This window comes from Xanthomonas translucens pv. undulosa (genome assembly GCF_017301775.1).
Taxonomy (GTDB): Bacteria; Pseudomonadota; Gammaproteobacteria; order Xanthomonadales; family Xanthomonadaceae; genus Xanthomonas_A; species Xanthomonas_A translucens.
In genome coordinates, this window is sequence record NZ_CP063993.1 from 1240843 (window position 1) to 1253860 (window position 13018).

Genomic DNA, 13018 nt, shown 5'->3' on the forward strand with positions numbered 1-13018 from the left:
TCAGCCCTGCACCGGCTTGGCACGCACCTGCACATGCACTTCGGCCAGCTGCGCATCGGCGATCGGCGACGGCGCGTCGGTCATCAGGTCCTGCGCACCGGTGGTCTTGGGGAACGGGATCACGTCGCGGATCGAGTCGGTGCCGGCTATCAGCGCGGCGATGCGGTCGATGCCGAAGGCGATGCCGCCATGCGGCGGCGCACCGTAGTTCAGCGCGTCGAGCAGGAAGCCGAACTTGGCGCGCGCTTCCTCGGCGCCGATGCCGAGCAATTCGAACACCGCACTCTGCATCTCTGGGCGATGGATACGGATCGAGCCGCCACCGATTTCATTGCCGTTGAGCACCATGTCGTAGCCGCGCGACACCGCGGTCCTGGCATGCGTGCGCAGCTGCGCGATGTCGTCCACCGCCGGCGCGGTGAAGGGGTGATGCAGGGCGACGTAGCGCTGTGCCTCTTCGTCCCATTCGAACATCGGGAAGTCGGTGACCCACAGCGGCGCCCAGCCGGCGGCGACCAGGCCGAAGTCCTTGCCGGCCTTCAGCCGCAGCGCGCCCATGAAATCGGAGACGGTGTTGTAGCCGCCGGCGCCGAAGAACACGATGTCGCCGTTGCCGGCGCCGACGTGCTTGACCAGTGCAGCGAAGGCCGCTTCGGAGAAGAACTTGGCGATCGGCGAGCTGATTTCGCCGGTGTCCGACAACTTGATGTAGGCCAGGCCCTTGGCGCCGTACTTGGCCGCGTGCGCGGCGTACTCGTCGATCTGCTTGCGCGACAGGCTGGCACCGCCGGGAATGCGCAGCGCGGCGACGCGGCCGGCGGCGTCGTTGGCAGCAGCGGTGAACACCGGAAACTCGCTGGACGTGACCAGTTCGGCCACATCGACCAGTTCCAGGCCGATGCGCAGGTCCGGCTTGTCCGAGCCGAAGCGGCGCATCGCCTCGGCCCAGGTCATGCGCGGAAATTCGGCGGCCAGTTCCACGTCCACCACTTGCTTGAAGATGTGACGGATCATCTGCTCCACCGCATCCTGCACATCACGCTCGCGCACGAAGGCGAATTCCATGTCGAGCTGGGTGAACTCGAGCTGGCGGTCGGCGCGCAGCGCCTCGTCGCGGAAGCAGCGCGCAATCTGGTAATAGCGGTCGAAGCCGGCCACCATCAGGATCTGCTTGAACAGCTGCGGGCTTTGCGGCAAGGCGTAGAACTCCCCCGGATGCATGCGCGCCGGCACCAGGAAGTCGCGCGCGCCTTCCGGTGTGGCCTTGGTCAGGATCGGGGTCTCGATGTCCTGGAAGCCGCGCTCGTCCAGGTAGCGGCGCAGCGCCTGCACCAGCTTGATGCGGGTGCGCTGCATGCGCTGCATCTCCGGGCGGCGCAGATCCAGGTAGCGGTACTTCAGGCGGGTTTCCTCGCCCGGGCTCTCGTGCGCATGGAACGGCAGCGGCGCGGCCTTGTTGAGGACGGTGATGCGGGTGGCGATCACCTCGACCTTGCCGCTGCGCAACTTGTCGTTGACCGCATGCCGCGCGCGCACCACGCCTTCCACCTGCAGCACGTCCTCGTAACCCAGCGAGGCGGCGACCGCGAACACCTCCGCGTTGTCCGGCTCCACCGTCACCTGGACGATACCCTCGTGGTCGCGCAGGTCGATGAAGCAGACCCCGCCGAGATTGCGGGCGACATCGGTCCAGCCGGCCAGGGTGACGGTTTGGCCGATCAAGGTCTCGTCGACCAGGCCGCAGAAGTGGGTACGCATCGCAAACTCCAAGGTGGGGCCGCTGGCGCAGAACGCGCCGGCAAGCCGGATATTCTGCGGCGCGGCGCCGGCCCGGGCAAATCGCACCGCAACTCACCTGGCCTTAAGTTTCCGTGAGGCTATAGTCCGCCCACCGTCACGGGCATCGGAGGGGACCCATGTTGAAGCAACTGAGCGGTTGGTTGTTGATGGCCGGACTGGCCTTGGCCAGCGGGCCGGTGGTCGCGCAAAGCGCGCGCGCCTACGCGCCGGAGGACCTGCGGCAGCTGTCGATGCCGAGCCGGGTGCGGGTGATCGAGCGCGAATACGCCGACCAGACCCGCGGCCGGCAGATCCCAGACGACCAGTTGGAGTTCTACATGGACCAGATCGACCGCGGCTGGGGCTTCGGCCGCATCCAGCAGGACATCGCCACCTCGCTGCGCGGCAGCAGCGGCCAGTGGCGGCCGCAGCCGGGCTTCGACGCACAGACCGTCGCCTGCTCCAGCAACGACCGCAGGCGCCGCCAGTGCGCGACCCCGTTCCGCGGCCGCGCGCGGCTGGTCGGTGCGCTGTCGGACTCGCCGTGCATCGAAGGCCAGACCTGGGGTTCCGGCCCCGGCGTGGTGTGGGTGGACGGCGGCTGCCGAGGCCGCTTCGCCGAGGGCCGCGGCGGTTGGGGCGACGGCGGTGGCCCAGGCCCAGGCGGCACCATCCGCTGCGAGAGCCAGGACCAGCGCCAGCGCGTCTGCAACACCGGCTGGCGCGATGCGGTGCTGGTCCGGCAACTGTCAGATACCCGCTGCATCGAAGGCCGTAGCTGGGGCCAGCGCGACGGCATGGTGTGGGTGGACGATGGCTGCCGTGGCGAGTTCGCCGAAGGCCGTGGCCGCGGTGGCGGTGGCTGGGGTCCGGACCGCCCGCCGTCCGGCGACGACTACTCGGTGACCTGCAGTAGCGACGACAAGCGCCTGCGCAGTTGCGCCTGGGATCGCGACCAGGGCCGCCCGAGCGTGATCCAGCAGTTGTCCGGCACCACCTGCGTCGAGGGCCGCAACTGGGGCTACGAGGGCAATGCGGTGTGGGTCAAGGAAGGCTGCCGGGCACGCTTCGGCGCGCGCTGAACCACGCTGTGCAGGAACGCGAACGGCCCGGAGGCGACTCCGGGCCGTTTGCATTTCCAGGACGCCCTGCTCAGGTCGCGGCGGGCTTGGCGGCCGGCGCCGACGCCGGTGTGGCCGCGGGTGCTGCAGCAGACTTGGCCGCGCTATCGGTGGAGGCGGCCGCGGCGGCCGGCTTGGCCTCGCCGGCAGTGCCGTTGCCGGACTCGGCCAGGTTGCGCTTTTTGTCGCCGTCCTTCTTGAAGTCGGTCTCGTACCAGCCGCTGCCGGAGAGGCGGAACGACGGTGCGGTCAGCTGGCGCTTGACCGCGGACGCCCCGCACGACGGACAGGCATCCGGATCGGGATCGGACAGTTTCTGCAGGCGGTCGAAGCTGTGACCGCACTCGGCGCATTGGAAGGCATAGATCGGCATGGCGGCAAAAACGCGAAAGGAACACAGGCAGCCAGTATGGGGCCCGGGCGCCGGCTTTCAAGCGATACCGGCGCGTGGCGCCCCGTCCTGCATTCCCCTGCGGGCCGCAGCGGCGCTACACGGGTTCGGAAACCGCGGGCCGCTCAAACGACCGCCTGCGGCAGCGCTGGCCGCGGCGGATCGAGCGGCGGCCGCGCCGGATCTTGCGCAGCCGGCGCCTCCGGCAGGCCCTGGGCCGGCGCCGCCGGCGGCGACGCGGCCTCGACCGGGTCCACGTCGAACGGCATGCGGAACAGCAGCGACGGCAGCAGCGTGCTCAGCGCCGCGTATAGCAGCAGCGCACCGAACAGCGTATCGGCGATGGCGAAGCGCTCGCGCAGGATCCCGGCCAGTACCAGGGTGAAGATCAGGGTCGGCGCCAGCGCCAGCGACACCCGCAGGCTGCTGCGCGCATCCTCGCCGAACAGCAGCCGCCGCTGCAGCCAGAGGATGCCGATGCGCAGCGGCAGCACGCACGCAGTCAGCGCCAGGCCCATGCCTAGCGCCTGCAGGCTCAGCGCCCCGGTCGGCACCTTGGTGCCGGCATTGAAGAAGTAGAACGGCACGAAGAACGAAGCGAACAGCCGCACCGCCTGCAGGTTCTCGTCGGAGGCCAGCAGCGGCATGCGCTGGCGCAGCAGGCGCGCGACCAGGCCGGCGATGAACGCGCCGACCAGGTAGTACACGCCCAGCGAATAGGTGATGTAGGCGGCGATCAGCCCGACCATCACCAGCAGCGAGAACTCCGACCCGGGCGCCTGCGGCGCCACCCAGCGCCCCAGCGCCACGAACAGCAGCGGCAGGCCGACCAGCATCGCCAGCAACGCCAGGCTGGACAGACCCATCCGCCAGGGATCGCCGGCCTGCAGGATCACGAACAACGCCGCCAACGCCAGCAATTCGCCGGCGATGGCCTTGCTGGTGACCCAGAAGCGCTCCTCCTCGCTGAGCCCGAGCCGGCCCAGCGAATCGATGATGAAGCCGGTGGACGGGGTCAGCAGGGCCAGCGCCAGCAACCCGGCCGCCTGCCACGGCAGCGCGGCGTAGCGCCAGGCCAGCCAACCGACCCCGAACAAGGTGACGCCGCGCACCAGCAGATGCAGCAGCAGCGGCCACATTCCGCGGCGCAGCGCCTTCGGGTCCACCTCCAGACCGGCGAACAGGAACAGCGAGGAGATGCCGAGCGTGGCCAGCAGCACGATCACCGGATCATGCGCCCGCTCGCCCATCGCCAGCATCGCGACGATGCCGAACAGCAGGCAGGTCAGCGGCGCAGGCAGCTTGAAGCGCTGCAGCGCGCGCGGGATCACCAGCAGGGCGAAGATCAGCAGCAGGTAGATCAGTTCGTGGCTCATCGGGCAGTGCATCCGTCGTGGTGGGGGCCGCTGGCGGCGGCGGTAATGATGCCGCGTGGCAGGCGCGGATGTCGTTAGTCGGCCCTGAAGAATCCCCGTCAGCAGATGACCGCCGCAACGACTGCGGTGGATTTCGCCATCGGCGCGAGCACGCTGGCTCGGAGCCAAGCACGCAAAAACGCGATCCAACGCATCAGCCAGCGCATATGTCCCCGAGCAAGCCGATGCGCATGCCCATGCACAAAGGGCACAGGACTAGGTCGGCTCCCACAGATCGGGCGCGCTTCTGCAAACCGGCCATAGCGATCCTGCGCGGCGCGTGATGCCGGTCATGACGTCCGGGACGTTGGCCGGTGCCTACGCGCGGTATGCCCCAGGGCCGCTATGGCTGCTGCAACGCCGCCACGATGCGGCGCACGCGCGCAACGTCGGTGCGCTGATAATCGCCGCCCAGATCGTGAATGTACGCATGCCGGGCATGCACCTGCGCGACGACCGGACTGCGCGCCGAGGCATGGAACTCACGCGCCCCGGTCCCCACCCGCAAGGCACGCACATTCTGCTCGGACACACCGGCCCCCGGCATCACGCCGATGCGCCCGTTGGCCTGGCGCAGCAGCGCGGCGATGGTGCCGATGCCGTCCAGTGCGGTCGCCCGCGCACCCGAGGTCAGCACCCGCTCGCACCCAAGCGCGATCGCATCCTCCAGCGCCCGCGACGGATCGGCACTGACATCGATCGCCCGATGGAAGGTCACGCCCAAGCCGCCGGCCGCCGCGATCAACACCCGCATCGTCGCCATATCCACTTCGCCAGCCGGATCCAGCGCGCCCAGCACCACCCCGTCGCAGCCGAGCCGTACGCACTGCTCCACGTCGCGCCGCATCGCCTCCACCTCCGCGGCGTCGAATACGAAATCGCCGACCCGCGGGCGGATCAGCACGTACAGCGGAATGGTCAATCGATCGCGCAGCACCGCCAGCGTGCCGAACGACGGCGTCAGCCCGCCGCCGTCCAGGCCGCCGCACAGTTCCACCCGCATCGCCCCGCCGGCCTGCGCCGCCAGCGCCGAACCGATCGAATCGGCGGCCACTTCCAGCCCCATCGGCACCACCCGGCTCATGCGGCCGACGTCGCGAAATGGCTCTGCCCCGGCAGCAACAGATCCTGCCGCTGCGCGTCGCAGACCGCGTAACTAAAACCGGGCTGGATCGCGAACGCACCGACCTCGCCGCGCCTGTTCATTGCCAGAAAGCCGACCTGCAGGTCGCGGGTCAACTGCGGCTTGCGTCGCACGATGCGCATCACCACCTCGCGGCAGGCCTCGGCCGGGCTCTTGCCCTGGCGCATCCTCTCCACCACCGCGAAACTGCCGACATTGCGGATGACTTCCTCGCCAACGCCGGTGGAGGTCGCCCCGCCGACCTCGTTGTCCACGTAAAGACCGGCGCCGATGATCGGACTGTCGCCCACCCGCCCGTGCATCTTCCACGCCATGCCGCTGGTGGTGCAGGCGCCGGACAGATTGCCGTGCGCATCCAGCGCCAGCATGCCGATGGTGTCGTGGTTGTCCTTCCCCCCGGGCAGCGTGCCCTGTTGGTAGGCGCGGTTCTCGATGTTCGCCTCCGGCGCGTACTTGGACGTCTTCAGCCACGCCTTCCACGCCTTTTCCGACGACGGCGTGAGCAACCTGGTGCGCTCGAAGCCCTGCGCCAGCGCGAACTGCAGCGCGCCGTCGCCGACCAGCATCACGTGCTGCGTCTTCTCCATCACCCGCCGCGCCACCGAGATCGCATGCACGATGTCTTCCAGCGCCGCGACCGACCCGCAGCCGCCGGTGTGATCCATGATGCAGGCATCGAGCGTGACCCGCCCATCGCGATCGGGATAGCCGCCCAGCCCGACGGTGGGATTGTCCGGATCGGCCTCCGGCACCCGCACCCCGGCCTCCACCGCATCCAGCGCGGCGCCGCCGCGCGCCAGCACCTGCCACGCCGCCCGGTTGGCCGCGACCCCGAAATCCCAGGTCGAGATCACCCGCGCCGCGCCGCGCGGCAGCGGCGCGACCCCGTTGCTGGCCGCGGCCCGGGCGCGCGGCAACGCCGCGGCCAGGCCGGTGGCGAGGGCGCCGAAGGCGGCGGTTTTGAGGAAATGGCGGCGTTCGTGCATGGGTTGGGCTCCTGCGCGGAAGGATGGGTGCCGGGCGAAGTTGCGCGCGGCTAGCCTTGTATCATGCGGCAGAGCGGTGTGGGATTGAAGGCATGCCCCTTGATTGGAGATATATAGCATCACCCATGCCATAAGCACATTTTAGTTGTGTACAACACATGCCCAATCTGAATCAGATTGAGAGCAAAGCTCCACACACTTCCCCTTATCCTTATTTAGCGAATGTGCGAACGCCTCACAAATCGAGACAGACTCCTTAAGGTCTGTCTGCCCCAACAAGGCACATCGGTCATCAGTAGGATTTTCAGGAACCCTAGCTTTTACAACAGCTTCATTACCCGCAACAAAAATTACTTCCTTGCCTGCATTTTTTTTAAAAAATTTCATTGAATCCTGATGGCTGCACTCGAACTCAACATCAATCAATCCATTTTTGTAAGGAACAATGCGCAGTGGAGCGTCAATTTTCAGGCCAGAAGAAATAGGCTGCGCACAAACCTGCTTAGCCTTAGATGATTCAAACAAATATTCAGAGGCTGGCCATTTTTTTATTTCATCAGAAGCCCCTACCTGTTCACAGCCAGGGACAATATACCCAAGCGACCCCGAGGATCCAGCACTAGCGCTGCAAGCAGCAAGGCCCAAAAAAGATAAAACAATAATAAAAAATTTCATACATTACCTCCTCATCATCTGAAGTTCTCGCAACCTAGCTGCGATCTCCAACGCATCCATAAATTCTGCTTGATCAGGCCCAGTCTTTGGCAACTGATCTCCAAACAGCGCCTTCCTACACTGGCATCCTCGACGCATAACATTTATGAGAGTTTGATAACCACCAATCTGCCCCTCTCTTTCCCATTCATCAGATATAGAACACTGGCCCTCTGACTTTCTACGCATGCACCACACATCAATGCAATACATCGTATAGTCCCACGGAACTAAACTTATTGCAGCAGACTCCCAATAACTTGAAATAGTGTCATGCACTGAAAAGCCCAACGGGATATTTACCCCGGGCGGAGTATATGGGATATCCGACTTGATGTTTGAATAGCCCCCTGAATTTTGCCTCCATGTATGTGAACTCGGAGCTCTAACCTGAAGTCCATATGGATCAATTGAGGTCGTAGGATCAGCATTTGTATACGCATAGATACTGGGACCGGCTCGCAACCCTATTGGGTCGGTCTGCCCATACCGCCCGGTGCCGGCATCGTAATCTCGGAAGTAGTTCTGATTGAACCCCGTCGCCGCATCGTAGCGCTGCCCAGGTAAGCGCATATCGAATACGAACGCGGTGCCGTCTTTGTCCGGGTCTTGGTCCGGTGAGGTATTGCCGAAGGCTTCGCCCTTCAGATCCCATTTCCAGATCGCCACATCGCGGGTCGGGTCGATCACCGCGCGCGGGGTGCCCAGGTGGTCGGGCTGCACGTAGCGCAGGCTGTTCTTGGACAGCACGCCGACCGGCAGGTCGTCCAGCCAGATCGCCTGCTGCAGCGTGGTGCCGTTGGCATCGTAGTTACCCAACCAATGCCCACTTTCGTCGTACAGCGTGTAGGTGTTGGTCTTGTCCACCCGCCGCACCTGCTCGCCGCGACCGTTGTAAACATACTTCATCACAACCGTACCGGCGCGCTTGGCCTGGCTCATCCTACCCGTGGCGTCGTACGCGAACTCCTGCGCTGTGCCGCCGATGGAGAGCGTGTTGCCGATCGCGTCGTAGGTGCGCGCGGTGCCGGCCACCGCGCTCAGGCGATGGCTGGTAGTCGGGTAGGTATAGCTTTGCGTGGCGGTGTTGACCTTGGCGCTGAGCCGGTTGCCGGTGGCGTCGTAGCTGTAGCCGTCGATCACCGTGCCGGTCGGGCCGTCCTTGAACGCGGTCAATCGGCCCAGCGCGTCGTAGTCCAGGCTGACCACCGGCGCGGTGTTGCCTGCCGCGGTCAGGGCGCTGAGGTTGCCGGCCGGATCGAACGCGAAGCCGGTGCTCAGGCCGTCGCTGCGGGTGTCGTTGATCGCCAGCGGGCGGTAGTCCTGGTCCAGCACGCGCTGCATCGGGCGGCCGTTGCCGTAGGACCAGCTCGCGACCGGCCCGAACGGGTAGTAGGCCGCGTTGTTCAACAGCACCTGCCGTGTGCCGCCGGCCGGCGTCACGCCCACTTCCGTGGTCTGGCCCTGGGCGTTGCGCACGTAATCCACGGCGGCACCATCTGGATAGGTCAGCCGGCTTAGCTGGCCCGCCTTGGTATACGCGTAGCGCAGCACGAACACCTTGCCGTTGGTGGTCTGCACCTTGCGCACCAAATCGCCGAAGCGGTCGTAGCAGTAGTCGATGCTGCCGCTACCGTCCTGCATCCGGGCCAGGCGGCCGATGGCGTAGGTCTCGCCGCTGGCGCACGTGGTCTGGCTGACGTCGTAGGTGTAGCTGACGTTGAGGCTGGTGGTCGGATAGGCCAGCTTGGTCAGCCGGTTCAGCGCGTCGTAGCTGTAGGTGGTCTTGATGTTGCGCGCATCGGTCTGCGTGGCGCGGTTGCCGGCGCTGTCGTAGGTGTACGTGGTGACGCCGGTGTCCGGGCTGGTGAGCTTGGTCAGGTCGCCCAGGCCGTTGTAGGCATAGGTGGTGTCCAGGCCCTTGGGGTCGGTGACCTTGGTCAGGTTGTCCAGCGCGTCGTAGCCGAACTTGGTCTCGGCCGCGATGCCGCCCACATCCTGCAGCGTGCTTGCGAGGCGGTTGAGCGGGTCATAGTCGTTCTGGGTCTTGTGGCCCAGTGCGTCGGTGACGGTGGTGGTATTGCCATTGGCGTCGTAGCCGAAGTCGGTCGGGTCGCCGCTGGCGGTGGCCTGCGTTGCCAGCTGGCCGAGCTGGTTGTAGACCCGCGACAGCGTGCGCTTGAGCGTGCCCGACGCGTCCTTGGTGTCTTCCTTGACCCGGTTGCCGGCATTGTCCAGCGTGTAGTGCAGGGTGTTGCCGGCGTTGTCGGCGATATCGGTCAGGCGGTGCGCCGCGTCGTAGGTGAAGGCGGTGAATGCGCCGTCCGGCTGGGTCACCTGCTTGACCAGTCCGGTCGGCCAGTAGCCGATCACGGTGATGCGGTCGTCGCTCTCGCTGCTGTCGTCGGCGCCCCGGACCTTGCTGGCGGTCAACCAACCGCGCGGGTGGTAAGTGTAGTCGGTGATGGTGCCATTGGCGTCTTTCACCGACAGCACACGGCCGGCGCCGTCGTAGGACAGATATTCCGTTACCTGGCCCAGGGCGCTGGTGACCTTCCAGAGGTCGCCCTTCCGATGTAGGCAGGTGGTGGGCGATGTGGCGCAGGTTGCGTCGTCGGAGGGGTAGTAGGTGTAGTCTGCGGCATCAACCAGATCGGTGCGCGTACCGTCTTGCCGCTTGAGCAGGCCGACGGTGGGGCATGGACCACCCGCCGCAACATCGTCCGTACTGCAATACGCCCGCAACTGTTGGCGAACTCCAGTCGGAGGCGTGGATGACGATCCGCAGACATAAGCGGTCGCCACCGTACTGGACGGATCGATCTCACATCGGGCGGCCAAGGCGCCATCTGCGGTGTAGGCGTAGCGCGTGGTTGCGATCATGCCGGCCGCGGTGGATGTCTGTGATTGCACGATGCGATTGTTCGCGTCGCGCGCCAAGACATGACTGCGCTGTTGCACAGTGCCTTCGGCCTCCACTTCAGTAACCGATGAGGCGCCATTGGCAAGCGTGTCGTTGTAGGTCCAAGTCTTGCGCCATCCGTTTCCATCGACCGATGCAATCGGCCTTCCTTCAACATTGAAGGTGTAGGTTCGAGAAACACCAGGCCCTTGGATACCACTGACCTGGCGGAACGCTCCAGCGCTGATGCTGTAGTCGTAGCTGGTACCGTTGGGCTGAGTGACTGTAGCGGTCTCGCTGCCGGTGTACCGCAACGTCGTCTTTTCCACCATCCCTGCGCCACCGTGCAAGCCGCTAGAGGTAACCTTGCCGTCGTTGCCATAGGCGAAAGAGGCGTAGCGTACGCCGTCTTCAACAATGCCAGTCAGCAAGTGGCGGATTGTCGCGGGCGATGCCCCGGCCTCGTTGTAGATGTAGCTGCGGCGGCTACCATCAGGACGCACCACTGCCGCCAAGTTACGTTCGCTGTCGTATTCATAGCGCATAACGCCGCCATCGCTCAGATCGATGCTAGACAGCAAGTCGTTCTCGTAGGAAAACAACAAGGTTCTGCCCACCCTATCGGTGGCTTGGACTAGTCGCCCCTTTTGGTATTTAAGAGCCACTTCTAACCCGGGTGCATTCGGCAATAAGATATCGGTAAGTTGACCTTGGGCGTTATATTTACGACGCTCGCCATCCGACTTGGTCAATATCCATGATCCATTGGAATTCATCTCCAAATAATCGCCGGCATTATGAACTCCGCGGTATTTATAATCAGAAACTTGTTTGAATTTTTCAAAATACCCCTCGGCTGTTATCATATAAGGAGTACCGTCGTAGCCCACACTCTCTAGATAGGGATGGCTCCATCCCTGGGCCATGGCACCCGGTATCTGCAGCTGCTGAAGCGAGTGGTAATATCGCTCGAAAGGGCGACCAGCAAACTCAAAATCATATTCTGCACGCAACTTGTCACCCGTGGCCGGGAAACAGGGGTGATCATTAGCAGGGCATGAAGACGTCTGGGTGATCCCTTGAGGCGCCTGTACGTCGATGTACGCAGATAATTGGCCCGCCGTACAAAGATTTGGCCAAATTGCTATGGCATCAGGGTTTCCACTATTGTTATAGGGCGGATTAAAACCCCAAATTGGCCAAAAATCTTTAGGACACTCGTAACTTTGCAATTTAATTATTTGAAACTCACGAGCATCGGGTACCGGCCAACCTGGACATTGAGTGTCCCATTTAAGCCACCTATCCTGCGGAGTCATAAATTCCAACAGCCCTATTAGATTACCCCCCCTGGAGTACACAAAGGGGTTGCCATACGAGCCTTCTATGCGTACGTTTGTAAACGTGCAAGGCGCGTACGTTTTTTCAAAATAAGCCTGAAAGCTAGCTGCAGCCTCAGACTCGTTTGCACACCGATCAGGAAAATAGGGATCTTCACTTCTAGCACAGAAATTACTTATAGTTTCATAACCCCATCCTCCAACAGTATAGCTTGCAGGGAAGAATGCTATAGGCGGTTGATCCGGCACTGCGTACCTAATAACCTGCATCGGACTCAAGCCCCCGGGATTCTTTACCGTCGATTCAACACGCCGAAAGTAGACCCCATAACTAGATTGTGCCCGCATGAAAGCTTCCGCTTCGCTCAAGCTGTCAAAGCAGGATCCCGCATGGCAATACCGCGTGTTTTGGGCTTGTGCATGCCCCGCCGAAGTCAAACCTACGCATATAGTCGCGAACCAGAGGACAATTGCGCCAAAATGCATCTTTTTCATCATAATCATACTTAAACTCCTTGACCTATAACTATCATCCATGAAATTTCAAAAAAGGCCATGTGAAATACACAGTTATCACTAGCCAAGCTCGCGCCTTATATTAAATAGTAAAAAACACAGCAGCATAAAAAAACCACACCAAACTTCAATATATCAGCTCTCACCAGTTACAACCATTTTGCAAAGAGCGAACTTGCTGCCAATTAAATCTTGGCAAGAAAACATTGCAAATTAGACCGCCGCCGAAAACCGCTCCCCAATCATCCCCTCGATCGCTTCCATATCCGGCAACAACGCACTCTGCTCGCCCAGCAACACGCGCATATGCACGCCAGCCGGCAACGTTTCTTCGGAGGCGTCGGCAAGCAAGCCGTCGCGCGGGACCGAGATCAGTTGCGGAAAGGATTGGGTGATCAGGGCGAAGTACGGCAGGTCGGGGTTGCCGCCCAGCGCCTTCAGCACGACGATCTTGTTGTTGGAAGCCACGGTTTCGCTGCCCAGGCCGGTGAGGCGGGCGAACGAGAGCAGCGGCACGTTCCAGCCGTACCAGGCGATCTGGCCGAGTAGCCAGTGTGGGGCGTCGGGCAGCGGTTCGACCGGGACGCGCGACATCACTTCGGCGACGGTGGCGTTGGGCAGCAGCGCGCGCTCGCTGCCGGCCTGGATCAGGACTCCGCGGATTGCGTCGTTGCTGGCGTAGCTGTTCATGGATTACGTCGTCCTGGAAC

9 protein-coding genes are annotated in these 13018 nt (G+C 63.4%); 1 reads left to right on the plus strand and 8 read right to left on the minus strand.

Going from position 1 to position 13018, the window contains the following annotated elements:
* Positions 1-1758, minus strand: a complete 1758-nt coding sequence (aspS, locus tag ISN38_RS05160) for an aspartate--tRNA ligase (protein ID WP_206712090.1) — start codon at positions 1756-1758, stop codon at positions 1-3.
* Positions 1759-1916: 158 nt separating this feature from the next.
* Between aspS and ISN38_RS05165 the strand changes: the two genes are divergently transcribed.
* On the plus strand, positions 1917-2861 hold the full coding sequence (locus tag ISN38_RS05165) for a DUF3011 domain-containing protein (RefSeq protein ID WP_206712091.1): 945 nt from the start codon (positions 1917-1919) through the stop codon (positions 2859-2861).
* Between the two features lie 70 nt (positions 2862-2931).
* On the opposite strand, the gene ISN38_RS05170 is transcribed toward ISN38_RS05165, so the two are convergent.
* The 7 genes from ISN38_RS05170 to ISN38_RS05200 all read right to left on the minus strand — a co-directional run bounded on the left by ISN38_RS05170 (position 2932) and on the right by ISN38_RS05200 (position 12998).
* Entirely contained in the window at positions 2932-3273 is a 342-nt protein-coding gene (locus ISN38_RS05170; RefSeq protein WP_047324637.1) for an FmdB family zinc ribbon protein, read from the minus strand.
* 143 nt (positions 3274-3416) lie between these two features.
* A complete protein-coding gene (locus tag ISN38_RS05175; protein ID WP_003472597.1) occupies positions 3417-4667 on the minus strand; it encodes a cation:proton antiporter in 1251 nt (416 codons plus the stop codon).
* Between the two features lie 382 nt (positions 4668-5049).
* Entirely contained in the window at positions 5050-5772 is a 723-nt protein-coding gene (locus tag ISN38_RS05180; RefSeq protein WP_047325555.1) for a copper homeostasis protein CutC, read from the minus strand.
* A gap of 14 nt (positions 5773-5786) precedes the next feature.
* On the minus strand, positions 5787-6836 hold the full coding sequence (locus ISN38_RS05185; protein ID WP_206712092.1) for a glycosylasparaginase: 1050 nt from the start codon (positions 6834-6836) through the stop codon (positions 5787-5789).
* 141 nt (positions 6837-6977) lie between these two features.
* Positions 6978-7511: a hypothetical protein gene (locus ISN38_RS05190; protein ID WP_206712093.1), complete on the minus strand. Its 534-nt coding sequence runs from the start codon at positions 7509-7511 to the stop codon at positions 6978-6980.
* A 3-nt stretch (positions 7512-7514) separates the two neighbouring features.
* Positions 7515-11465: an RHS repeat-associated core domain-containing protein gene (locus tag ISN38_RS20150; protein ID WP_241753987.1), complete on the minus strand. Its 3951-nt coding sequence runs from the start codon at positions 11463-11465 to the stop codon at positions 7515-7517.
* Positions 11466-12521: 1056 nt separating this feature from the next.
* Positions 12522-12998: a chemotaxis protein CheW gene (locus ISN38_RS05200; RefSeq protein ID WP_068873557.1), complete on the minus strand. Its 477-nt coding sequence runs from the start codon at positions 12996-12998 to the stop codon at positions 12522-12524.
* Positions 12999-13018: the final 20 nt, after the last annotated feature.

Bases quoted from the DNA above. Each gene is read 5' to 3' on its own strand.
- aspS (WP_206712090.1), bottom strand. From the start codon at position 1,758: ATGCGTACCCACTTCTGCGGCCTGGTCGACGAGACCTTGATCGGCCAA.
- ISN38_RS05165 (WP_206712091.1), top strand. From the start codon at position 1,917: ATGTTGAAGCAACTGAGCGGTTGGTTGTTGATGGCCGGACTGGCCTTG.
- ISN38_RS05170 (WP_047324637.1), bottom strand. From the start codon at position 3,273: ATGCCGATCTATGCCTTCCAATGCGCCGAGTGCGGTCACAGCTTCGAC.
- ISN38_RS05175 (WP_003472597.1), bottom strand. From the start codon at position 4,667: ATGAGCCACGAACTGATCTACCTGCTGCTGATCTTCGCCCTGCTGGTG.
- ISN38_RS05180 (WP_047325555.1), bottom strand. From the start codon at position 5,772: ATGGGGCTGGAAGTGGCCGCCGATTCGATCGGTTCGGCGCTGGCGGCG.
- ISN38_RS05185 (WP_206712092.1), bottom strand. From the start codon at position 6,836: ATGCACGAACGCCGCCATTTCCTCAAAACCGCCGCCTTCGGCGCCCTC.
- ISN38_RS05190 (WP_206712093.1), bottom strand. From the start codon at position 7,511: ATGAAATTTTTTATTATTGTTTTATCTTTTTTGGGCCTTGCTGCTTGC.
- ISN38_RS05200 (WP_068873557.1), bottom strand. From the start codon at position 12,998: ATGAACAGCTACGCCAGCAACGACGCAATCCGCGGAGTCCTGATCCAG.